Annotated in this window: 22 protein-coding genes; 12 read left to right on the top strand and 10 right to left on the bottom strand. The window is 63.5% G+C overall.

Features of this window, described 5'->3' with window-relative positions:
- The first annotated feature begins 70 nt into the window (after positions 1-70).
- The 5 genes from ACQ4WO_RS07505 to ACQ4WO_RS07525 are packed head-to-tail and all read left to right on the top strand — an operon-like array spanning position 71 to position 5,184.
- Positions 71-997 (top strand): STM4015 family protein, encoded by a 927-nt coding sequence (locus ACQ4WO_RS07505; protein ID WP_436480866.1) that lies wholly within the window; start codon positions 71-73, stop codon positions 995-997.
- A 6-nt stretch (positions 998-1,003) separates the two neighbouring features.
- Positions 1,004-2,080 carry an STM4014 family protein gene (locus ACQ4WO_RS07510; RefSeq protein ID WP_436480867.1) on the top strand — a complete coding sequence of 359 codons (1,077 nt, stop codon included), beginning with the start codon at positions 1,004-1,006 and terminating at the stop codon, positions 2,078-2,080.
- Complete coding sequence (locus tag ACQ4WO_RS07515) at positions 2,073-2,915, top strand: STM4013/SEN3800 family hydrolase (protein ID WP_436480868.1); 843 nt, start codon at positions 2,073-2,075, stop codon at positions 2,913-2,915. Before ACQ4WO_RS07510 ends, ACQ4WO_RS07515 begins: the two co-directional genes overlap by 8 nt.
- Positions 2,912-4,291, top strand: a complete 1,380-nt coding sequence (locus ACQ4WO_RS07520) for an STM4012 family radical SAM protein (protein ID WP_436480869.1) — start codon at positions 2,912-2,914, stop codon at positions 4,289-4,291. The genes ACQ4WO_RS07515 and ACQ4WO_RS07520 overlap by 4 nt, the downstream gene beginning before the upstream one ends.
- Positions 4,292-4,299: 8 nt before the next feature.
- Complete coding sequence (locus ACQ4WO_RS07525; protein WP_436480870.1) at positions 4,300-5,184, top strand: STM4011 family radical SAM protein; 885 nt, start codon at positions 4,300-4,302, stop codon at positions 5,182-5,184.
- A 92-nt stretch (positions 5,185-5,276) separates the two neighbouring features.
- Here the strand turns inward: ACQ4WO_RS07525 and ACQ4WO_RS07530 are convergent, their stop codons facing one another.
- Together ACQ4WO_RS07530 and ACQ4WO_RS07535 are read right to left on the bottom strand one after the other, a co-directional pair.
- Positions 5,277-7,472, bottom strand: coding sequence for a prolyl oligopeptidase family serine peptidase (locus ACQ4WO_RS07530; protein WP_436480871.1), 2,196 nt, complete (start codon positions 7,470-7,472; stop codon positions 5,277-5,279).
- Between the two features lie 11 nt (positions 7,473-7,483).
- On the bottom strand, positions 7,484-7,690 hold the full coding sequence (locus ACQ4WO_RS07535) for a hypothetical protein (protein WP_436480872.1): 207 nt from the start codon (positions 7,688-7,690) through the stop codon (positions 7,484-7,486).
- Positions 7,691-7,886: 196 nt separating this feature from the next.
- Here ACQ4WO_RS07535 and ACQ4WO_RS07540 point away from each other — a divergent pair, with 196 nt between their 5' ends.
- Entirely contained in the window at positions 7,887-9,674 is a 1,788-nt protein-coding gene (locus ACQ4WO_RS07540; RefSeq protein ID WP_070301891.1) for a GGDEF domain-containing protein, read from the top strand.
- Positions 9,675-9,699: 25 nt separating this feature from the next.
- Here the strand turns inward: ACQ4WO_RS07540 and ACQ4WO_RS07545 are convergent, their stop codons facing one another.
- The 5 genes from ACQ4WO_RS07545 to ACQ4WO_RS07565 all read right to left on the bottom strand — a co-directional run bounded on the left by ACQ4WO_RS07545 (position 9,700) and on the right by ACQ4WO_RS07565 (position 14,188).
- Positions 9,700-10,128: a DUF6386 family protein gene (locus ACQ4WO_RS07545; protein WP_436480873.1), complete on the bottom strand. Its 429-nt coding sequence runs from the start codon at positions 10,126-10,128 to the stop codon at positions 9,700-9,702.
- Entirely contained in the window at positions 10,125-10,601 is a 477-nt protein-coding gene (locus tag ACQ4WO_RS07550) for a DUF4262 domain-containing protein (protein ID WP_436480874.1), read from the bottom strand. Before ACQ4WO_RS07550 ends, ACQ4WO_RS07545 begins: the two co-directional genes overlap by 4 nt.
- Before the next feature lie 102 nt (positions 10,602-10,703).
- Positions 10,704-12,092 (bottom strand): tetratricopeptide repeat protein, encoded by a 1,389-nt coding sequence (locus tag ACQ4WO_RS07555; protein ID WP_436480875.1) that lies wholly within the window; start codon positions 12,090-12,092, stop codon positions 10,704-10,706.
- Between the two features lie 176 nt (positions 12,093-12,268).
- Positions 12,269-12,898 carry a 3'-5' exonuclease gene (locus tag ACQ4WO_RS07560; RefSeq protein WP_436480876.1) on the bottom strand — a complete coding sequence of 210 codons (630 nt, stop codon included), beginning with the start codon at positions 12,896-12,898 and terminating at the stop codon, positions 12,269-12,271.
- 39 nt (positions 12,899-12,937) lie between these two features.
- The gene (locus ACQ4WO_RS07565; protein WP_436480877.1) at positions 12,938-14,188 is read right to left on the bottom strand and encodes an Hsp70 family protein; all 1,251 of its coding nucleotides are present in this window, start codon (positions 14,186-14,188) and stop codon (positions 12,938-12,940) included.
- 179 nt (positions 14,189-14,367) lie between these two features.
- Between ACQ4WO_RS07565 and ACQ4WO_RS07570 the strand changes: the two genes are divergently transcribed.
- Both ACQ4WO_RS07570 and ACQ4WO_RS07575 read left to right on the top strand, forming a co-directional pair.
- Positions 14,368-16,440 (top strand): Ig-like domain-containing protein, encoded by a 2,073-nt coding sequence (locus tag ACQ4WO_RS07570; RefSeq protein ID WP_436480878.1) that lies wholly within the window; start codon positions 14,368-14,370, stop codon positions 16,438-16,440.
- Positions 16,441-16,678: 238 nt separating this feature from the next.
- A complete protein-coding gene (locus ACQ4WO_RS07575) occupies positions 16,679-17,704 on the top strand; it encodes a LacI family DNA-binding transcriptional regulator (RefSeq protein ID WP_436480879.1) in 1,026 nt (341 codons plus the stop codon).
- A gap of 50 nt (positions 17,705-17,754) precedes the next feature.
- Here the strand turns inward: ACQ4WO_RS07575 and ACQ4WO_RS07580 are convergent, their stop codons facing one another.
- The gene (locus ACQ4WO_RS07580; protein WP_034751100.1) at positions 17,755-18,174 is read right to left on the bottom strand and encodes a YidB family protein; all 420 of its coding nucleotides are present in this window, start codon (positions 18,172-18,174) and stop codon (positions 17,755-17,757) included.
- A 258-nt stretch (positions 18,175-18,432) separates the two neighbouring features.
- Between ACQ4WO_RS07580 and ACQ4WO_RS07585 the strand changes: the two genes are divergently transcribed.
- The 3 genes from ACQ4WO_RS07585 (at position 18,433) to ACQ4WO_RS07595 (ending at position 20,009) form a co-directional block, all read left to right on the top strand.
- Entirely contained in the window at positions 18,433-18,645 is a 213-nt protein-coding gene (locus ACQ4WO_RS07585; RefSeq protein WP_034751103.1) for a hypothetical protein, read from the top strand.
- Positions 18,646-18,754: 109 nt separating this feature from the next.
- Entirely contained in the window at positions 18,755-19,462 is a 708-nt protein-coding gene (locus tag ACQ4WO_RS07590) for a hypothetical protein (RefSeq protein ID WP_436480880.1), read from the top strand.
- Between the two features lie 73 nt (positions 19,463-19,535).
- The gene (locus ACQ4WO_RS07595) at positions 19,536-20,009 is read left to right on the top strand and encodes a DUF6328 family protein (RefSeq protein WP_436480881.1); all 474 of its coding nucleotides are present in this window, start codon (positions 19,536-19,538) and stop codon (positions 20,007-20,009) included.
- A 9-nt stretch (positions 20,010-20,018) separates the two neighbouring features.
- Here ACQ4WO_RS07595 and ACQ4WO_RS07600 read toward each other — a convergent pair whose 3' ends face one another.
- On the bottom strand, positions 20,019-20,477 hold the full coding sequence (locus tag ACQ4WO_RS07600; protein ID WP_230516428.1) for a DUF421 domain-containing protein: 459 nt from the start codon (positions 20,475-20,477) through the stop codon (positions 20,019-20,021).
- 455 nt (positions 20,478-20,932) lie between these two features.
- Between ACQ4WO_RS07600 and ACQ4WO_RS07605 the strand changes: the two genes are divergently transcribed.
- Positions 20,933-22,150, top strand: a complete 1,218-nt coding sequence (locus tag ACQ4WO_RS07605; RefSeq protein WP_035818476.1) for an MFS transporter — start codon at positions 20,933-20,935, stop codon at positions 22,148-22,150.
- Between the two features lie 51 nt (positions 22,151-22,201).
- On the opposite strand, the gene ACQ4WO_RS07610 is transcribed toward ACQ4WO_RS07605, so the two are convergent.
- Positions 22,202-22,900, bottom strand: a complete 699-nt coding sequence (locus tag ACQ4WO_RS07610; protein ID WP_436480882.1) for an aspartate/glutamate racemase family protein — start codon at positions 22,898-22,900, stop codon at positions 22,202-22,204.
- Positions 22,901-22,923 lie beyond the last annotated feature (23 nt).

Below are 22,923 nucleotides of genomic sequence, written 5' to 3' on the forward strand. Positions count from 1 at the left end.
TAGGCTCTTTCGCCCATGCTAAGATTTTGGATTAGACAAGATTTTCACTGTCTTTCATGGAGCCTTAGCAATGACGATTTCCGAAAGCACCACCCTCTTCCACCAAAAAAAGGTCGTCCAGTACGATCCTGATATTGCGCTGCAATCCGGGCAGGATATCGTCTACCGCCTCTCGCTCGAATATGACGACAAGCGCAAGATGCCGGACCTGATCGCCGGCTTCCTGGAAAAAACCGACAAGAATGCGCTTGAGGCGCTGATCATCGGCATGTGGGGCGACCCGTACGAAGCGGGCGCCGACGAGGTGATCGCTGCGCTGATCAGCCACGCGCCGCAGTTGCCGAACTTGCGCGCCCTGTTTATCGGCGACATGACGTACGAAGAATGCGAAATCTCGTGGATCGTGCAAGGCAGCTACAAGCCGCTGCTGGACGCCTTCCCGCAGCTGGAAGAGCTGCGCATCCGTGGCGGCAATGAATTGACCGTCGAACCGTTCGCGCACCAGAACCTGCGCCGGTTCACCATCGAAGCGGGCGGCCTCGATCAAAAGATCGCCGAGGCACTGGCGCAATCGAGCATGCCGCAGCTGGAACACCTGGAACTGTGGCTGGGTACGGACGACTACGGCTTTTCCGGCGACGTCGACCTGTACCGCAAGGTGCTGGCGCAGCTGACCGTGCCGACCTTGCGCTACCTGGGCTTGCGCGACGCGGAAATCGCCGACGACCTGGCCGTCTGGCTGGCGGAAGAGCCACTGGTGGCGCAACTTGACACCCTGGACCTGTCGCTGGGCACCATCGGCGACCTGGGCGCGGTGGCGATACTCAATCACACACAATTGGGCAAGTTGAAGCGCCTGGACCTGTCGCACCATTACATCTCGGAAGAAAATCAGGCGAACTTGAAGGCGCTGCCGTTCGAGGTGGTGCTGGACGATCCACAGGAAGCCGATGAAGACGACGGCGAAAGCTATCGTTATGTCGCCGTCGGCGAATAAATACCGATGCTTTTGCTGGCGACACAGGGCAGCAAGCGCGTGCGCCTGATGCAGGCGGCGCGCGCGCACCTGCGCCTGCCTCCCGCGCAGGTGCTCGAGTGGCGCGACTGGCTGGCACAGCCGGCGCTGCTGGGGGAAGCCTTGCGCCAGCCCGGCCAGTTGAAGATCGAGCCGCCCGGCGACGATCCTGCCGCCCACCTGCTGTTGCTGCATGCGGGCTGCCGGATGCTGGACCGCCCGCCGGCCGAGGCGCCCGCACATGGCGAGCTGCTGGCCATGGATGCGTGGTTTACCGGTTTTAGCGCTGCCATGGCCTCCCTGGCGGCGCAACTGGCGGACCTGCCGCAGGCGCGCGTCTTCAATGCGCCAGCCGATATCTGTCTCATGACGGACAAGCTGGCGTGCCAGCGCCATTTGGCCGCGCACGGCGTGCCCATACCTGCCCTGCTGGGACCAGTGGAGAGCTACGACCATCTGCAGTCGCTGCTGCACGAACATGACCTGGACCGCGTCTATCTGAAACCGCGCTACGGCTCGTCCGCGTCTGGTGTCGTCGCCTACCGCAGGAACAAGGCCGGGCGCCAGCAAGCCACCACCTCGGCCGCCTTGCACCATGGAGCCGGCGCGGCGCGCCTGTTCAACGTCAAGCGCATGGCCCGCTACGAAACCCGGCACGACATCACGGCCCTCGTCGATGCGCTGGCCGCGCAACAGCTGTACGCAGAAGCGTGGCTGAACAAGCCGCGCTGCGGCGACAGCCATTACGACCTGCGAGTCGTGACCGTGGCCGGCCAGCCCGCGCACCGGGTGGCGCGCATCGGCGACCAGATGATGACGAATCTGCACCTCGACAACCGGCGCGGCGATGCGGCCGGCCTCTTGAACGCAGCCGACATGGCGGCGCTGGAAGCGGCCAGCGCCCAGGCCGCGCGCGCATTCCCCCACAGCCACGTAACAGGCTACGACCTCGTCGTGCGCCACGGCCAGGCCCGCGTACTCGAAGCGAACGCCTTCGGCGACCTGCTGCCAAGACTGCTGTGGCAAGGCGCGGACACTTACGCTGCGCAACTGACACATGTTTAAAGACACAGCCCCCATCCCCGACATGCACGCCATCGTCGGCAGCCACGACATCGTTTTCATCACGCTCGACACCCTGCGCTATGACGTGGCGCAAGCCCTGTATGAGGCGGGTGAATTGCCCGTGCTGGGGCGTTCTCTGCCGCCGGGCGGCTGGGACAAGCGCCATTCGCCCGCCACGTTCACCTACGCGGCGCACCAGGCTTTTTTTGCCGGCTTTCTGCCCACGCCGGCCGCGCCGGGCCGCCATCCGCGCCTGTTCGCCAGCGCCTTTGCTGGCAGCGAAACCACCTCGCCGCACACGTTTACATTCGAGGAAGCGGACCTTCCCGCCGCGCTGGCCGCTCGCGGCTACCGCACCATCTGCATCGGCGGCGTGGGTTTCTTCAATAAACAGACGGCGCTGGGCACGGTGCTGCCATCGCTGTTCCAGGAAAGCCACTGGAGCGCCGGCATGGGCGTGGCCAGCCGCCATTCGACGCAAAAGCAGGTGGCGCTGGCGACCCGGCTGCTGGCGCAAAACGACCAGCGCACCTTCTTGTTCATTAACGTGGCCGCCCTGCACACGCCGAACCGCGCCTACCTGCCCGGCTGCCGCAGCGATAACCTGGACAGCCATGCGGCGGCCCTGCGCTATGTCGACAGCGCGCTGGCGCCGCTGTTTACGGCCTGCGCCGCGCGCTCGCCCACGTTTGCCATCGTCTGCTCGGACCACGGCAGCGCGTATGGCGAAGACGGCTACCGTGGCCACAGGGTGGCCCATGACAGCGTGTGGCAGGTGCCGTATGCGCACTTCTTCCTCACGCCAGATACCATTTCCCAGGAGTCCCCACCGTGAACCCATCCGAACAACCGGGCACCCTGGCGCAGCGCATGCGCCACACGCCCTACCAGGCGTATTCGTACTCGTATCCGCACAAGGCGGCCTACCGCGCCCTGCCGCAGGCCGCGCCGCTCGCGCCGCTGTGGGCGCAGCAGGACCGCTCCGCCCTCTTCGCCTACGTCCACATCCCGTTTTGCGAAATGCGCTGCGGCTTTTGCAACCTGTTCGCCATGGCCCGCCCCAGCGCCGACATGGTCGAGCGCTACGTACAGCAGGTGCTTGTGCAGATGCGCGCGATGAACGGCGCCCTCGGCGAACGGCACTTTGCCCGCTTCGCGCTCGGTGGCGGCACGCCCACCTATCTGTCGCCCGCGCAGCTCGATACCTTGCTGTGCGGCGCGCGCGACATCCTCGGCATCGACCTGCAAGCCACGCCGGCCGGCATCGAAGCGTCGCCCGAAACCATCACGGCCGAGCGGCTTGCCGTCTGCCGCGCGCATGGCATCGACCGGGTCAGCCTCGGCATCCAGAGCTTTGCCGCCGGCGAGATGCGCGCGCTGGCCCGTCCCCAGCAAAACGCCACCGTCCATCACGCCATCGGCCTGATACGCGCGGCAGGCTTTCCCACCCTGAACCTGGACCTGATCTACGGCATCGCCGGGCAAACCGTCGCCAGCCTGCTCGCTTCCATCGACAGCGCATTGGCCTTCCGGCCCGAGGAAATCTATCTGTATCCGCTGTACGTGCGGGAACAAACGGGTCTTGGAAAAGTGGCGCGCCGTCAGGGAGCGGAATCGCTCAACCCCATCATGCTGGCCCGCGACGGCGACAGCCGTCTGGCCCTGTACGCGGCCGCGCGCGACCATTTGCGCGCCCAGGGCTATGAGCAGGTCTCGATGCGCATGTTCCGCGCACCGCATGCGCCGGAGCAGAACGGCCCGTCGTACTGCTGCCAGAATGACGGCATGGTGGGCCTGGGCGCGGGCGCCCGCTCCTACACTTCGCGCCTGCATTATTCGAGCGAGTACGCGGTGGCGAGAACGGAGACCATCGGCATCATCGACAACTACCTGGCGCTGGACGAGGAACGCTTCGCGCAGGCCGAACACGGCTATGTGCTCGATGATGCGGAACAGCGCCGCCGCTACGTGATCCAGTCGCTGCTGACGGAACCGGGCCTGGACCGCAACGCCTACACGGCGCGCTTCGGCAGCCGCTGCGAGCTTGATCTGCCGCAGCTGGCCGAACTGCACGCGCTGGAACTGGTGGAAGAAAACGGCCCGCTGCTGCGCCTCAATGACCGCGGCTACAGCTACGCCGACACCATCGGCCCGTGGCTGGCCTCCGATAAGGTGCGCGCGCTGATGGCCGAAGGCGGCCAGGCGTGCTGATAACGGAGATGACACCTGAGCCCGGCACCTTGTCCCTGCTGTACCGGGGCACTTTGGCGAGCTGCAATTATGCCTGCGGCTACTGCCCGTTTGCCAAGAAGCGCGACAGCCGCGCCACCCTGACCCGCGATGCGCGCGAAGTGGCGCGCTTTACCAGCTGGGTGGCGGCGCAAAAACGGGACATTAGCGTCCTGTTCACGCCGTGGGGCGAAGCACTGGTGCGGCGCCACTACCGCACGGCCATGCAAACCCTGGCAGCTTTGCCCCATGTGCGGCAAGTAGCGCTGCAGACGAATTTGTCCGGCCCCCTGAACTGGCTGCAAGCGATGGACGGGGTGGAAAAGATTGGCCTGTGGTGCACCTACCACCCGGACCAGACAACGCTGGCCCGTTTTCTCGAACGCTGCGCGCGCCTGGACACCATGGGCGTGCGCTATTCCGTCGGCGTCGTCGCCATGAACGAACACCTGGACGCCATCCGCACCCTGCGCGCGGCCCTGCCCGCGCACGTCTACCTGTGGCTCAACGCCTATGACCGCCGTGGCCCCGGCTACTACAGCGGGGAAGACCTGGCTTGGCTCGACGCCGCCGATCCGTGGTTCGCGCAAAGCCGCCGTCCGTCACCCTCGCGCGGCAAACCGTGCCTGGCGGGCGAAGCGTCGCTGTCCGTCGACGGCGATGGCGAACTGACGCGCTGCCATTTCGTGCCGGAGCGCTTGGGGAATCTGTACGTGGATGACTTGGCAGACATGCTGCAGGAACGCCGCTGCCCGCGCTTCAAGTGCGATTGCTATATCGGCTATGCGCAGCGCAAGGATTTGCCGTTTCAAACGGTGTTTGGTGAGGGGGTACTGGCAAGGATCGTGCACGCAGGCCAGCGTAGGTCGGATTAGCGGCGGCACGCCGCGTAATCCGACACATTGTTGGCATGACGGGTGTTGTCGGATTACGCGCGGCGATGCCGCGCTAATCCGACCTACCGTATTTACTTCGCAGCCACCTTGGCCGGCTCCGCAACTACCGGCGTCATCTTCAACGAACGGCTGAGGAAGCCCCAGCGGTCGGCCACTTCTTCGATCTGCTTGGTCGTCGGCTTGCCGGCGCCATGGCCTGCCTTGCTGTCGATGCGGATCAGCACGGGCGCCGCGCCGCCTTGCGCTGCCTGGGCCGCGGCCGCGAACTTGAAGCTGTGCGCTGGCACGACGCGGTCGTCATGGTCGGCTGTCGTGATCATGGTGGCCGGATAGCAACCGCCCGCCTTCAGGTTATGCAGCGGCGAGTATTTCACCAGCGCCTTGAACTGCTCGGCGTCGTCCGACGAACCGTAGTCAGGCACCCAGCCCCAGCCCACGGTGAACTTGTGGAAGCGCAACATGTCGAGCACGCCCACTTGCGGGATCGCCGCGGCGAACAGGTCGGGACGCTGCGTCATGGCCGCGCCCACCAGCAGGCCGCCATTGCTGCCGCCGCCGATCGCCAGCTTCGATGGCGAGGTGACCTTGTTGTCCACCAGCCACTGCGCCGCGCCGATAAAATCGTCGAACACGTTTTGCTTGTTCAGCTTGGTACCAGCCTGGTGCCAGGCTTCGCCGTACTCGCCGCCGCCGCGCAGGTTGGCCATCACGTAGACGCCGCCCATTTCCACCCAGGCCAAATTCGCCACGGAGAAGCTCGGCGTGAGCGAAATGTTGAAGCCGCCATAGCCGTACAGATAGGTCGGATTGGAACCGTCGAGCTTCATGCCTTTTTTCGAGACGATGAACATCGGCACCTTGGTGCCGTCGCGGCTGGTAAAAAATTGCTGGCGCGTTTCAAAGGCGTTCGGGTCGAAATCGACCTTCGGCTGGCGGTACACCGTGCTCTTGCCCGACTTCATGTCGTAGCGGTAGATGGTCGCTGGCGTCGTGAAACTGGTGAACGAGTAGAACGTTTCCGTGTCGCCACGCTTGCCCGCAAAACCACCGGCCGAACCGATGCCCGGCAAGGCCACTTCGCGCACCAGCTTGCCATTCAGGTCGACGATCTTGATTTGCGTTTGCGCATCTTTCAAGTAGTCGAGCACCAGCTGGTTGTTGATGAGGTTGACGGCGACGAGGGTTTCCGCGCTTTGCGGCACGATTTCCTTCCAGTCGGCAGGCGCAGGCTTGCGCGTATCGATGGCGATCACGCGCGATTTCGGCGCCTTGTTGTCCGTCTTGAAGAAGAACACGGGACCGTCATTGTCGATGAACGAGTACGAAGCGTCGAACGCTTCCAGCAAACCGACCACCTTGGCATTCTTCTGGCGCAAGTCCTTGTAAAAGACGCGGTTCTTGCGTTCCGTGCCTTGCGTGGCCGTGATGATCAGATAATTGCCGTCGTCGCTGACGGTGCTGCCACCGAACGCCCATTCCTTCTGGTCGGGACGGTCGAAGACGAGCATGTCGTCGCTTTGCGGCGTGCCAATTTTGTGGAAGTACAATTTCTGGAAGTAATTGATATCGGCCAGCTTGGTGGCTTCGTTCGGCGCGTCATAGCGGCTGTAGAAGAAACCGGTGTTGTCCTTGGTCCACGAAGCGCCCGAGAACTTGGCCCACTTGATGTGGTCCGTCAAATCCTTGCCCGATTCGATGTCGCGCACTTTCCACTCGTTCCAGTCGGAACCGGAAGCGGACGTGGCGTACGCCAGGTACTTGCCGTTCGGGCTGATCGAGGTGCCGGCCAGCGCCACCGTGCCATCCGTCGACAGGGTGTTCGGGTCCAGCAGCAGACGCGGTTCGTCCGTCAGTTTTTTCACCGTGTACAGCACGGCCTGGTTCTGCAAGCCGTCGTTGCGGCTGTAAAAATAGCGGCCGCCCTGCTTCGTTGGCGTAGAGAAACGCTCATAATTCCACAGCTTGGTCAGGCGCTGCTTGATCGCGGCGCGCTCGGGGATGGTGCCCAGATACGACTGCGTCAGCTTGTTTTGCGCCGTGACCCACTCGCCCGTTTCCGCGCTGTTGGCGTCTTCCAGCCAACGGTACGGGTCGGCGATGGTGGTGCCGAAATAGCTGTCTTGCTGGTCGACTTTTTTGCTGACCGGATACGTCACGGCAGCGCCGTCGCCGGCCGGGCACGATGGCGTCGCGGCGCTTTGCGCCAGGGCATTGCCACCGAAAGCGGCCATCAAGCTGAATATGAGGGTTGCACTACGTAATTGCATGGGTTGTTGTCTCATTGTTGGATGTCGAGGAAAGCAGGCCGCTCAAACACACGCCGCGGCTGCCCATGTTGACTTTCGCCAAGAGAAATCATAGCGCGGATTGCCACTTTTAAAGCACAGTTATCTGATGGATTTGCCGTCTTTTGTTTGGGAAATTTACGTGAATTGCCATGATAAATCTCGCCTTCGGCGGAATCGGCAAACTGACGTTCATGCAAGAAACATTATCAAAAGTAAAGTCGTTTCATCAAGTTGTCATAAATCTTCTTTACTATCGGCAACATGTTCATGGCCCGTCCAGAGGCCGTGCCGCCACAGCCTCCTATGCACACTCTCGCCCTCCCTTCCGCCAATGCCGCGCCGGCCCCCGCGACGCTATCGAATGTGGCTTATCTGAAGCCGCCATCGGCCACCATGACCATCGAAGGGACGGACGCCTTGCACGACATCCTGGCGGGCCGCAAGCTCAGCGCGCTGTTCCAGCCCATCATCCACATGCACAGCGGCGACATCATCGGCTACGAAGGCTTGATACGGGGGCCGTCCGACAGCCCCCTGCACGCACCGATGAATCTGTTCAAGGTGGCGCGCGCGCATGACCTGACCCTGGAAGTGGAGCACCTGTGCCGCCAAGTGGTGCTCGAACGCTTTGCCGAACTGCAGCTGCCGGGCAAGCTGTTCCTCAACGTCAGCCCCGAATGCCTGCTGCTGCGCAATGCCCGCCATGGCGAAACCCTCGAATACATCGAGCACATCGGCATCAATCCGGACCGTGTCATCATCGAGCTGACGGAAAACCAGCCCACCTATGATTACGAGCTGATGCGCGAAGCGGTGCTGCATTACCGTAACATGGGTTTCCAGATCGCCATCGACGATCTGGGCGAAGGCTTTTCCAGCCTGCGCCTGTGGTCGGAACTGCGCCCGGAATACGTGAAGATCGACATGCATTTCATCCAGGGCATCAACAACGATCCCGTGAAACTGCAGTTCGTGCGCTCGATCCAGGAAATCGCGGAGAAATCGGGCACCCTGGTGATCGCCGAAGGCATCGAGGCGCAGACGGAATTGCTGGTCTTGCGCGACCTCGGCGTGGCGTTTGGCCAGGGTTATCACCTGGGGCGGCCCAACGCGGTGCCGGCGCGCGCGCTGCCGGCCGAAGTGGTGCAGGCGCTGGGGCGCAACGGCGTGGCAGTGTATCCGCAGCGCAGCAGCCTGGAAAAGAATGGCGCCAGCATCCGCAAGCTGCTGCACCGCGTGGCGGCCGTGTCGCCGCAGCTCAACAATAACGAGGTGTACGATATTTTCCTGAAGGAACCGAAGCTGATGATCATTCCCGTCGTCGACGACGGCGTGCCGCTGGGCCTGATCAGCCGCTTCGAAATGATCGACCACTTCGCCCGCCCCTACCAGCGCGAACTCTATGGCAAGAAATCATGCAGCCTGTTCATGGATGCCACACCCCTGATCGCCGACCACGAGACGAGCTTGCAGGAACTCAGCTACACGATGGTGCAGTCCGATGCCCACCACCTGTTCAACGGCTTCATCATCACCGAGCACGGCCGCTACCTGGGCATGGGCACGGGCCACGACCTGATGCGCGAAATCACGCAAATGCAAATTAACGCGGCCCGCTACGCCAACCCGTTGACGCAGCTGCCCGGCAATGTGCCCATCAACGAGCATATCGACCGTTTATTGCACAGCGGCAGCCGCTTCTGGGTCTGCTATTGCGACCTCGACCACTTCAAGCCCTTCAACGATGTGTACGGCTACCGCAAGGGCGATGACGTGATCCAGCTGACGGGAGAAATCCTCAGCAGCCATTGCGACCCGAACCGCGACTTCATCGGCCACATCGGCGGCGACGATTTCATGATTCTGTTCCAGAGCGAAGACTGGGAAACGCGCTGCCAGGCCATGCTCGACGACTTCGCGGCCGCCATCCTCGCCTACTACAGCACGGGCGACTGCGAACGGGGCGGCTACATCAGCGAAGACCGGCAAGGCAAGAAAGTGTTTTATTCGTTGATCAGCCTGTCGCTGGGCGTCATCAAGGTCGAGGCGCACCAGTACTACACGCATCACCAGATCGCCACGCAAGCGGCCGAGGCAAAAAAGCAGGCAAAGAAAATCCACGGCAATAGCCTGTTCCTGGACCGGCGGCAAGGCGCGGCTGTGGCGCGCATGGATGCCTAGCCTGGGGCAATATAAATACGCAAGATCAAATACGCACGAGATCGACAAACGCATTGCCGCTGCGCGTATCAGGCACGAATGCCAGGCTGATGTGCGCACCATCGCGGCGCGCCTGCACGCGGTAGCTGCCTGCGGGCAAGTCCACGAACAGTCCTCCATACGCCGTGTCCGGTTCCAGGTCGCCTCCCGTGACGTCTTCCCCCGCGCCGATGAAGACGCGGCCCGAGACGACGGCAAGATGCACGATCACCTGCGGTTCGGCAAGTTCGGCGTGCAAGGCAAGTTCATACGCGCCATCGCCGCCCACGTTGAAAAACGCGACTTGCCCCGCATTCACGGCCGCCAGTTCCTCGCTGGGGATGCTCCACCAATCGCAGTCATCTTCCAGCTTGTGGCGCAAGAGCGCAGGGTCGAACACGCACAGGGTAGCCGTCCCGGTCACAATGCTCGTCATGTGGCCAGCGACGCCGGTCCCAGCAGGGGCTGGCTCTCCACATACTGCGCGCTCGCTTGCGCCTGCCATGGGAAGTGGCCATCGCGCGACGGCCAGACGATCTGGTACAAGATAAAATCATCGCCCTGGTAATACCAGCGCGCATAGCCGACATAGTCGCGGTATTGCTCGACGGGCACGCGCACGAAGGCGCACTGATGGCCTTCCAGCAAGACGTCCGTGGTGGTCGTGAAATCCGTGATGGCGCCGCTGCGCGCGGCGTCCAGCGCCACATCGAGTATCCGGTGGGCCATGGAATGGGGCAAGCCCATGATCAGGAATTCAGGCTGGCCGAAGCTGTGGCCAGCGCCTATGGTAAAAGCATAGCCGGGACCTTCTTCATCGGCACCGATATGCACGCCATGCCAGCCATGCGTGGCGATGTCGTCGATGACTTTTTGCTCTGATGCATCCTCGCCTGCCTGCCTTACCATGCTTCACCTTTCACCGTGCCGAAAAACCGTGCCGCCTTGGCGACATGCCTGCCGGCAATTATCGCATGCGGCGCGCGTCCATGCGCGCACAGCGGCGGCGCTTCAGTCAGGCGGCGGCAGCGGCGGAAAGCGCACCTGGTGCCATTGCCGCACACGCTGCTGCGCCTCTTGCAGCTGTGCCGGCTCCAGCCTGGTGGCAGCCGCTTCCCTGGCCCTGGGCGCCCCGCCATCGCCACCCTCGGCCGCCAGCGCCAGCCACATGTAGCCGCAGACGGGGTCCCTCTCCACGCCGCGCCCGCTGTTGTACATGCCGCCCAGGTTGTACTGGGCCAGCGCATGGCCCTGGCCCGCTGCGCGCGCATACCATAGCACGGCCAGGCCATCGTCTTGCGGCACGCCATGGCCGTTCGCATACATGACGCCCAGGTTATTTTGCGCGCTGGCATCGCCCTGCTCGGCCGCCGTGCGGTACCAGCGCACGGCGCACACTTCGTCGCGCTCTACGCCCTGGCCATTGGCATACATCACGCCCAGGTTGAATTGCGCATTCGACGCGCCCTGGGCCGCCGCCCTCGCATACCAGTCCAAGGCCTGGCGCACGTCGCGGGCGACGCCGCGCCCGCCCGCAAACATGCCGCCCAGATTGTATTGCGCCATACAATGGCCTTGCAGGGCGGCACGCCGGTACCAGGCGATGGCGCGCACCTCGTCCTTGTCCACGCCCTGGCCGCGCGCCAGCATCAGGCCCAGGTTGAACTGGGCGTCGGCGTCATCCTGCTCGGCCGCCCGCTGCAGCCAGGCATAGGCGCGCAGCTGGTCGGGCGCCACGCCCAGGCCTTCCGCATACGCCACGCCGAGTTGCCGCTGCGCCACCGCCAAGCCCTGGGCCGCGGCTTGGCGGAACCAGGCCAGCGCCTGCGCATCGCTCTGCACCACGCCCTGCCCCCGTTTGTAGACGAGCCCCAGGTTCAGCTGCGCCTGCGCATCGCCCTGCAAGGCTGCCTTGCGGAACCAGGCCAGGGCCAGCGCATCGTTCTTTTTCGCCCCGAGACCCTGGGCATAGGCTTCGCCCAGCAGAGATTGCGCGCTGGCCACGCCCTGCTCGGAAGCGCGGTAAAACCACGCCAGGGCCAGCTCATCGCTCTGCAGCACACCGCGTCCCTTGCGGTACATCTGCCCCAGGTTCTGCTGTGCCGAGGCATCGCCCTGGGCGGCCGCGCGGCGAAACCACAGCACGGCGTCGGCATCGCTCTGCGCCACGCCGCGGCCGTGGTAATACATGGCGCCCAGGTGGTTCTGCGCAAAAGCCAGCCCTTGCAGCGCTGCCAGGCGTAGCCAGACAAAGGCACGCGCGTCGTCCTGCGCCACGCCTTCGCCCTTCTTGTACATCAATCCCAGGTTGAACTGGGCGTAGGCATTGCCCTGCTCGGCAGCCGTGCGGAACCAGATATACGCCTGGTGGCTATCTCTGGCAGTATGGTGCTTGTCCATGTGCGCCCCCATCCACATTGCGCTTGCCGGCAGCACGCGCAAAACGGCGGCCCAGGGCGGCGAAATCGTGTGTTGCTTAAATTTTAAATTCGCTGCGGGGGAAGGACTTGAGCAGACTCAATAGAAATAACAAAATTATATCGCTTTGATGAGCCCGCTTAGAGGGGAAACGCCGCTCAGCGGCGCGATGGATGCTTTTGCAGGAATTGCGGCACCTTGGCGGCGGCCAGCTTGTTCAGCGACACCAGCAAGTCGGCGTCGACATCGGCGATGCCATAGCTGCTGCGCAAATGGCGGCCGATATGGATCAGCACTTGCGCCGCCACTTCCGCATCGGACTCGGCCCTGTGGGCGGCGCTCTTGAAGGAAATGCCCAGCTGGCTCGACAGCAAGCCCAGCTTGTAGCTGGCCATGCCGGGAAACACGCGGCGCGACAGTTTCAAGGAACACACGAGCGACTGGTGCGCCGGTGTCAGGTTCAGCCTGGCGCTTTCCGCGCGCAGGAATTTTTCATCGAAGCTGGCATTGTGCGCCGACAAGGCATCGCTGCCGATGAAGTCCAGCAATTGCGGCACCACTTCGGCCACGGGCGGTGCCTTGTCCACCATCGCCTGCGTGATGCCCGTCAAGCCCGTGATGAACGAGGGAATGCGCGCATTACAGTTGATCAGGGTCACGTAACGGTCCGTGATCCGCCCGCCCTCGATGCGCAGCGCCGCCACTTCCGTGATGCGGTCGCCCATGTCGGGCGACAGTCCGGTCGTCTCGAAGTCGATCATGACGATCGGTTTGTCAAACACATTCATGGGGCGTTCTTTCGTGGGTACGGCAATGGGTGGCGATTATCAACCAAATTTACGTACGGCGTCCAGCGCAAGACCTGCGCCAATACTGCCGAACAAATCGCCTTCGACCTTGCGCGCGGCCGGCACCAGCGCCGCGATCTTTTCGCGCAGCAGGCGCACGCCGCTCGATCCACCCGTGAAGAACACGGTGTCGACGGCTTCCGGCGCCACGCCCGCGTCGCGCAGCAGACGCAGCACGGTTTCTTCCACGGAACCGCACAGGTGGCCGATAGCTTCGTCGAACTGCGTACGTTTGAGCAACAGGCTCTGCGCGGGCGACAAACGGTCCAGCTCGAGCTGCACTTCGGCCGCGTCGGACAGGGCAATCTTGCCCTCTTCCACTTTCATGGCCAGCCAGTGGCCCGCGCGCTCGTCGATCAGCTTTTGCAGACGCCCCATCTTGTCTTGCTCGCGCGCATCGCGGCACACGTCGGCCAGCTGCACCCAGATCTTCTTCGTATAGGCCAGGTTGATCGTGTGCCACGTCGCCAGGTTGAAATAATAGCTGGACGGCACTTCGCTATTGTTGTTCAGGCGGCTGCCATAGCCGAGCAGAGGCATGACGGAAGACAGGCTCAGGTATTTATCGAAATCCGTGCCGCCGATGTGCACGCCGCCGGTGGCGAGGATATCGTCACGGCGCTCGGCTTTGTTCGCCCGTTCCGGCGACAAACGGACCAGCGAAAAGTCGGACGTACCGCCGCCGATGTCGGCGATCAGCACCAGCTCTTCCTTGGCTATCTGCGACTCGTAGTCGAACGCTGCGGCAATCGGCTCGAACTGGAAGGCGACGTCCTTGAAGCCGACGGAACGGGCCACTTCGGCCAGGGTGTCCTGCGCCAGCTGGTCCGCTTGCGCGTTGTCGTCGATAAAGAAGACGGGACGGCCGAACACGGCGGACGAGAATTCGCGGCCGGCGGACTGCTCGGCGCGGCGTTTCACTTCGCCAATGAATTGCGCCAGCAACATGCGAAATGGCAAGGCGCGGCCACCCACTTCCGTCTGGCCATCGATGAGGCTCGTGCCCAGCAAGCTTTTCAGCGAGCGCATCAAGCGCCCCTCGTAACCGGCCAGATAGCCGGCCAGCGCCGCGCGGCCAAAACTGACTTCCTCGTCTTCCGCATTGAAGAAGACGACGGACGGTAAGGTCGTCTTGCCATCTTCCAGGCCGAGCATGGTGCTCTGCCCTGGACGTGCCCAGCCTACCGTGGAATTTGACGTGCCGAAATCGACGCCGCAAGCATTGGCCATGTCGACCCTTCCCTGAATAAAGGGGCGTTATGTTATCAGAAGGCAGGCTTTTGCACCAGCAAAACCCGTCCGACGGGCTCAACAGCATAAGCTTGCTTTGCATCAAGTACCAACCGCACGCAAAAGATACTCTTGGAAAATTAACGCCGAGCAACTCGGCCAGCTCCCGGAGACCCATCGTGCCCCATGCTCCCCTGCGCCACCTGCCAGCAGCTTTGCTGGCCGCCTTCCTCGTTTCCCTGGCCGGCTGCGGCGGCGGTTCGGCCGACACCCAGGCCGGCGCCGGTTGCGGGCTGCACAGCACGGCAGGCTGCGGCGGCAGCCCGCCGCCGGTCGTCAATCCGCCCGTGACGCCTCCGGTGACGCCGCCCGTGATTCCGCCCGTGATTCCGCCCGTCACGCCGCCCGAACCGGCCACCTTGGCCAGCGCCGTCAACCTCGTGTTTTCCAGCACGGAACTGGCCTCGGCGGGCTTGGCCGGCGGCGAAGTGGCCGTCACGGCCCTCGTCAAGGATGGCGCCAATCTCGCCTTGCCAAACGCAAAGATTTCCTTTGCCGCCGATTCCGGTATCCTCGGCAGCGTCGACGCCGTGACGGACAAGAACGGCCAGGCGCGCGCCCTGCTGGGCACGGGAGGCGCCAACAGCAACCGCAGCATCACCGTAACGGCCAATGTGGGCACGCGCAGCGGCAAGGGCACGGTGGCCGTCACGGGCAGTACTGTAGAGCTGCTGGGGCCGGCCGCCCTGATGCTGGGCCAGAGCGCCGACCTCACCGTCACCGTGCGCGACTCGGCGCGCAAACCCGTGGCAGGCGCCGCCATCGCCTACAGCACGGGCACCGGCAACGGCGTACGTGTCAAGGATGGCGGCGCGGCGCTCAGCAATGCGCAAGGCCAGCTGGTGCTGCGCCTGACTGCCGGCAGTCTGGGCAGGGACGCCGTGTCCGTCAGCGCACTGGGCACCGCCGCCACGCAGCCGTACGCCGTGGCGGGCAGCGACCTGCGCCTGAGCCCGGCCGTGGGCCAGGATGCCAGCGGCGCGGACGTACTGGCGGAAGTGGCCACCCTGGCATGCCAGCCCATCGACGCACGCTACGACAAGGCGGGCGTGGCGCAAACGGGCAGCGCCAGCCTGTCGACCTCGCGCGGCAGCCTGTTTGCGGACAGCGCCTGCAGCCAGGCCTTGCCCACCAGCTTGATGTTCAGCAATGGCAACTTGCCGCGCAGCTATGTGCAGTCGGCCAACACGGGCGTGGCCACCATCACGGCGGCCGTAGCCGGTGGTCCCTCGGCGCAGACGCGGCTGGAATTCGTCGCGCCATTGAGCCCTGCAAGCAAGCTGGCCGCACAAGCGGATCCGGCCGTGCTGCGCGCCAACACGGCGGCATTGGCCGACAACGCCAGCTCCAGTATGAGCACCATCGGCGCCGTGGTGCGCGATGGCGCGGCCAACAACCTGGTCAAGAACGCGCCCGTGCTGTTTACCATCTTGAGCGACCCCAGCGGCGGCTACCTGCGGCAGGCGGGCCGCGTACTGACGGGCAGCGACGGCCTGGCGCGCGCCGAGTACGTGGCGGGACCGGCCGACAGCGGCCGCGACGGCGTGCTGATCCAGGCCCGCATCGAGGGGGCTGCGCAGGCGGCGGCCATGGCCCTCGTGCGCCTGACGGTGGCGCGGCAAGCGCTGTCGGTCAAGCTGGGCACGGGCAGCCTGCTGCGCGAGTATTCGGCCAGCGTGCTGCAAAAGGACTTTGCCGTGTTCGTGTCCGACAGCGCCGGCAACGCCGTGCCCGGCGTCGCCATCACGGCCGCCGCCTGGCCCAGCCGCTATGCCAAGGGATCCTATGTGTGGCAAGCGGACAAGCCCGAGTTCCCCGACACGGGCGTCTGGCGCCTGGCCCTGCCCAATTACAGCTGTGCCAACGAGGACGTCTTGCGCAATGGTATTTTTGACGCCGCCTACGATGGCAACGGCAATGGCGTGCTCGACCCGGGCATTCCCCTGACCGTCAGCGCAAGCGGCCTGAGCGATGCGCTGGGCATGGCCACCGTCACCGTCAGCTATCCGCGCAACTTCGGTTCCTGGGTGCGCATCGGATTGACTGTGCGGGGCACGGTCAGCGGCACGGAAGCGAGCGCCACGGCGGACTTGCCCTTACCCACCCTGGCCAGCGATTTCAGCGCCCGCCGCGTGGACCCGCCGGGACGCCTCAGCCCCTATGGCAGCGGCCCCTGCGACAGTCCAGATTGAGGAGCAAGCATACCACTTGCCATTAAATCAAATTATTTGCAACATGGATAAGAAAACAGTCTTGCCACATGGAAATATTTTCGCTATGCTCATTTTTCCCGCCCAGGCCGCCACAAGCGGCCGGGCCTGCAGGAATACTTTGAGACAGGTTGCTTGCCAGACCACTATGCGAAAAAAGAATACTGTAGCCCGGACACCCAGCACCACCGCCCGCCCCGTATCCGGCGCCGGACGGCGCGTGACCTCGTATGACGTGGCCCTGCTGGCCGGCGTGTCGCAATCGGCCGTATCGCGTTGCTTCAAGCCGGGCGCCAGCGTCTCGCCAGCCACCCACGCCAAGGTCATGCAGGCGGCCATCAGCCTCGACTACATCCCCAACGCGGCCGCCCGCAGCTTGATCACGCGGCGCTCGAACCTGGTGGCCGTCATCATTTCCAACCTGGCCAATCTGTACTATCCGCAAGTATTGTCCGACCTGAGCCAGCAAATCGCCCGCCAGGGCAAGCGCCTCTTGTTGTTTACCCTCGAGCGCGAAGTGGACATCGGCAAGGTCTTGTGCGATGTGTGGCAATATCAGGTCGATGGCGCCATCGTGGCCGCCTGCCTGTCGGACGAACAAATGGCCGAATTCGGCCGGCGCGACGTGCCGCTCGTGCTGTTCAACCGCAGCCCGCGCGAACACGCTGTGCATGCCGTGCTGTGCGACCAGGGCGAAGCGGCGCGCCTGCTCGTGTCGCGCATGGCCGAGGCGGGCCACCGCCAGTTCGCCATCATCGACGGCCCCGGCGACTCGGCCGTCGCGCAGGAACGCAAGGCCGGCATGCTGGACCGTTTGCTGACCCTGGGCTTGCCCGCGCCCATCGTCGTCAGCGGCAACTACGATTACGCCAGCGGCGGACGCGGCTTGCGCAAAGTCATCGACCGCCTGGGCCGCGTGCCGGACGCCGTCATCTGCGGCAACGACATCATGGCCATCGGTTGCCTGGACACGGCGCGCCACCAGATGGGCATCGAGGTGCCGCTGCAGATGTCGGTGGCCGGTTTCGACGCGCTGGAAGCATCGGGCTGGCTCAGCTACGACATCACCACCCTGCGCCAGCCCGTGCAAAAGATGGCCACCGACGCCGTCGCCATGCTGGGCGAACTGATGGAACGGCGCGGCGGCATCGCCGAGCGGCGCCGCTATTGCTCGTATCTGGTCGAAGGCAGTACAGCCAGGCTGACAGCCGAGCAGCCATATTTCGGCATGATGGCCGCCGCTTAAAACAAAAAACCTCGCATCGCTGCGAGGTTTTTTGTTGCTGCATCGTCTGATCAACCAAAGATCTTGCCCTTGAGCATATTCAAACCTTGGCTGACGAGGTCATTGCCTTCCGGTACCTGACCGTCGGGGGTCAGCTTGTCGATCAGCTGGGGCAGCAAGGCGGCCAGGCCGCCCGAGGCCGCGTCCGGTGCGACGCCCGCTTTTTCAGCGATCTGAGTGATCGTGTCGCTACCGAGCGCATCCTTGATCTGTTCGCCGGAGACGGGCGCATTGGCACCAGTGCCGATCCAGCTGGCGACCTGGTCGCCCAGGCCGCTTTCCTGGAATTTCTGCAGCAGGCCGGGCAAGCCGCCGTGCTGGTTGACCAGATCCATCACACTGGCCATCAATCCCGATGGGGCTTCCCCGTCAGCACTTTTATTGCCCAAAGCGCTCATCGCCTGTCCTGCAAGTTGATCTAGCAAACTCATCGTATTCTCCTGAACGCTATCGATTGGTGCCGCGTGACTGCGGCTTCGGTATGGAGCAGACCATTCTGCGCCATGGAAATCATTATACTATGAATAATAACAATGCTATAATTGCAATCTTGAGGTGAACGTACAGATCGCCTCACTGTCGAGGCATCCACCTCCATCATATTTAGTTCGGCACAACTTGCAAGCGTAAATTGACAGTTTGCAAAAACGTGTAGAATTAATTTCCCACTTACTGAGGAGTATCAACACATGAACATCAATAAAGCGGTAGACAAGGCTTACGAAAAGAAGACCTTCAAGGAAATCGCTGATGCACCCGTCGATGCGCTGCAAGGCGTGAGCGAGAAGGATGCGGAGCTCCTCAAGCAAGCGTTCAATATCAAGACCGTGCGCGATCTGGCGAATCTGAAATACTCGAAGTGGGCGCGCGCCATCGTCACCCTGGCCGATACGGAAGAATAAACCGGGCCATGCCGCAGGCATTTCCCTCAGCACAGCCCGCCCCAGTCGGCGGGCTTTTTCATTCCGGCCCACTATCGGCTCGCAAGCCGATAGCCGCGCGGAGGGGCCGTTGACCACGCCGCTGACTCTGCCGGGCATCTGCTGGCCCCTGCAAGCGAGCACGGGCCACCTTGCCGTCACCACGCAGCACATCACGGGCCACTTTCGCGCCGGCGCGGGCGAAGACGCCATCATCATGTGCGATCTGCTGGCAGCCGGAAAGTTCCGCAACGGCGCGGCGCGCCACTGGTGCCGTACGCACCAGTGCTACTGGGGCACGCAGGCCGACGTGGCCGACTGGCAGTCAACGCGGCAGATGCGTTGCCGCCAGCACGCCAGTCCCATGGGCTATGTGCTGTATCCGGCGCTGTTCGATCCCAGCCAGTTTCACGCCACGACCTTGCGCCCGGGGCAGGATGGCTTGCTGCAACTGCGCGCCAAGGCCGATGACGGCGGCGCCCTGCTGGCGCGCGACGCGGCCGCGCTGGCCATCGACTGCCGCGCCCTGCCCGGCCTGTTCCCGCCCGACGTCGTGCAGCTGAACATCACGCCACCGGCCGCACAAGCATTCACCGCCGCCTTGCAGGCCGGCACGCCGCTGGACTGCAGCGACTGCGCCCGTTGCGGCCATCCGCACCTGGACCTGGGCAGCTTCGCGCTGGCGCCGCACCAGCGCCACAGCTGCGGCCATTGCGGCCATGACGCCTCGCACAGCGCAGCTGCCATCGTCTCGACGCCCCTGTGGCGGCTGCGCCTGCGCTACGCGCAATGGTTCTGAAGGTGCGTCCGCCCACAGTCGGCCTGGTCGCTTGTGCGTAGACTGGCCCCATCACCACCACGAGGACGGCCCCATGCCACAAACGCAATACCAGGACGAAAACGGCCAGCCAGGCGACGAAGGCGACTTGTCCGACCTGCTCAGCGAATTGCGCATCCTCTTGCCGGGCGCGCAGATGCTGACGGCCTTCCTCATCATCCTGCCCTTCAATGGCGGCTTCGCGAAGATCGTGCAGGCGGAAAAAGTCGTCTTCCTGCTGACGTTTTTCCTTTCCATGACGAGTCTGGTACTGCTCAGCGCACCAGCCATCCAGCATCGCGTGATGCGCCCGCTGCAAGACCGCGAACGTTTCAAGCGCGTGGCCGATCGCATCATGATGTGCGGCGCCTTTTCCCTGGCGCTGGCGTTTATTTTGGGCACCAACCTGGTGATGTCGGAAGTGTTCGGCCATATCGCCGGCATCATCGCCGGCGTGCTGATGGGGTCACTCATCATTTGCATGTGGTGGTGGCTGCCCCTGCATTTGAAGAACAGCAAGAAAATCTGATCCGGCCGCTTACTTTTGCAGGATGGTGATCTTACCGTCCGCTTCCAGGAACGCGCATTTCATGTCCGCCAACGGACAATCAGCTTCGCGCAGCGCCTGCTCGACATCGCCGCCGGCCACCCGGCATTTCTTGACGACATCATCAAAAATCTTGCCGTCGCGCCCCAGCAGCACGGGCGTGCCGTCGACCAGGTCGGCGAACTTGCGGCTGCGCGAACTCAACCATGCGATCAGCATATTGAGGCAGATCAAAGTCAACGCCAGTACAAGGCCGGCGGGAACGGATTCGTCGCCGCCGGACAGGGAATTCGATACCGCCTCGCTCAGCAGCATGACAACCAGCAAGTCGAACGGCGTGAATTGCCCCACCGTCCGCTTGCCCGTCATGCGCACCATCAGCAGCAAGGCAAGGTAGATGATGACGGCGCGCGCCACCAGTTCCCACACCGGCACATCCATATCGAACATGGCAATCCTCCCTACACGTGATTGCCTTATTTATACGTCTTTTTGCGCCGGCATGGCCACACCGGAGGCCTGCTCCAGCGGGAGCGCGGCGGGCATGGCCAGCAGCATGGGCTCGCTCAGCACTTACGGGCGAAGCGCTGCAGCAAACCTAGTCTGCATTACAGCAAGCAAGAACCAATTCCGCCACAGCCGCGCATTCTTCGCCCGCCTGTGACGGAATCGGACAGATTCCGTGTTATCGTTAACAACAAGCGCAGGCGTGGTTGGGTGCAGTGCAGCATATTTTGGCCGACTCCCGGCAGAACTTGCCCGAATCTTTTACAATGTTGTCTTTGGGCAGCTCATATAGCCCGAAAATACCGGCCAGCCGTCGATTCTGGCGGCGCATTGCCGCTTCCGGCTGAGTCACAGCACGCCTCTCCACCCTGTCGTATCCTTATCCAACTAACAAGAACATGCACGCATCCGTAGACCCATTGATACCGCGCGTCACCGCGCCTTTTGGCGCTGGCTATGCCGACCTGGCCCTGGCCATCGGCGGCCTCGCCATCGGCACGGGCGAATTCGCCTCCATGAGCATCCTGCCCGTGGTGGCCGACGACCTGGGCACGACCCTGCCGCAGATGAGCCACATGATCAGTGCCTATGCGCTGGGCGTGGTCGTCGGCGCGCCACTGATCACGATCTTCCTGGCCCGCATGCCGCGCCGTTTGATGCTGATCTGCTTGATGCTGATGTTCGCTGGCGGCAACTTGCTCAGCGCTATCGCTCCCAATTATGGCTTGCTGGTCGTCGCGCGTTTTGTCGCCGGCATCCCGCACGGCGCCTATTTCGGCGTGGCGGCGCTGGTGGCGGCCGCCCTGGCCGAACCGGACAAGCGGGGCCAGGCCGTCGCCCGTGTCCTGATGGGATTGACCGTGGCCAATATCTTCGGCGTGCCGCTGGCCACGTATATCGGCCAGACCCTGGGCTGGCGCTCGGCTTTTTTGCTCGTCGCCGCGCTGGGCTTGCTGACCATGCTGATGGTGCGCATCTTCGTGCCCATGGTCGCCGCTGGCGACTCGAGTCCGCGCCGCGAACTGGGCGTGTTCCGCCGCCTGCAAGTGTGGCTGACCCTGCTGATGGTGGCGATCGGCTTCGGCGGCATGTTCGCCGTCTACACGTTTATCACACCGACCTTGCTGGAAATCACGAAAGTGTCGCCCCTCGTCATTTCCATCTTGCTGGCCATTATCGGTGTGGGCATGACCGTGGGTAATCTGATCGGCGGCTGGCTTGCCGACCGCTCGCGCCTGTGGACCATCTTCGGCGTGCTGCTGTGGAACGTGGCCGCCCTGGCTGCATTTACCTACACCAGCAGCAATGTCTGGCTGACGGCCATCAACCTGTTCGCCATCGGCGCCGGCATCGCCGTTGCTCCCGCCGTGCAGACGCGCTTGATGGACGTGGCCGGCGACGCGCAAACCGTGGCCGCCGCCCTCAACCATTCCGCCTTCAACATCGCCAACGCCCTGGGCGCCTGGGCCGGCGGCATCGCCATCGCCATGGGCATGGGCTTGCGCTCGACGGGCTGGGTCGGCGCCATGCTGGCCTGCGGCGGCATCGTCGTGCTCGGTATTTCCGTGCTGGTGGAAAACCGCAGCCGCAATGTGGGCGGCGCGCAACCGGCTTGATGGTGTAAGCGAGTGGCGGCCTGCTCAGGCGGCCGCTCACTGCCCTCTCATCTAGTGCTCAATGGCAAACGCCACCGCCGCCTCGCAATGAATGGCCGTGGTATTAAATAACGGCAAGTCGATATCGCCGGGCTTGACCAGCAATGGAATCTCCGTGCAACCCATAATCACGCCATGCGCGCCTTGCAGCCGTAGTTTCTCGATGATGCCCAGGAAGATGTTCCGACTGGCATCGGTAACAATATTCTGTACCAGTTCCGTGTAGATAATGTCGTGGACGACTTCCTGGTCGGCCGCATCGGGCGTCACCGTGGCGATGCCAAGACGCTCCAGCGCATCGTGATAAAAGCGGCCCGCCATGGTCTGTTTGACGCCCAGCAAGCCCACCTTGCGCACGCCCGACTGCCGCACCCGCTTCGCCGTTTCCTCGACGATGCTGATGAAAGGCAAGCCAATCCGCGGCACAACGGCCGGCGCGAAGCGGTGGGCGCCATTCGCGCACAGCAGGAAAAAATCCGCACCCATGCCTTGGAGACGCCGCCCTTCCTTGACGAGGAATTGCTCGATGGCGTGGGAATCGGCTTGCGCCGCGTGCGCCACGAAATCGGCCTGGTCGATGCTGACCAGCATGATGCGCGCGCTATGCGCGGGACCGATGCGTGCCACCAGCATTTCATTGAGCAAGCGGTAGTATTCCAGGGTGGAAGCCCAGCCGATGCCGCCGATCAAGCCTATCGTTTTATGTTGCACGTCTATCCAGGCAAAAAAGAGTT

The organism is Janthinobacterium aestuarii (genome assembly GCF_051380835.1).
GTDB lineage: Bacteria > Pseudomonadota > Gammaproteobacteria > Burkholderiales > Burkholderiaceae_D > Janthinobacterium > Janthinobacterium aestuarii.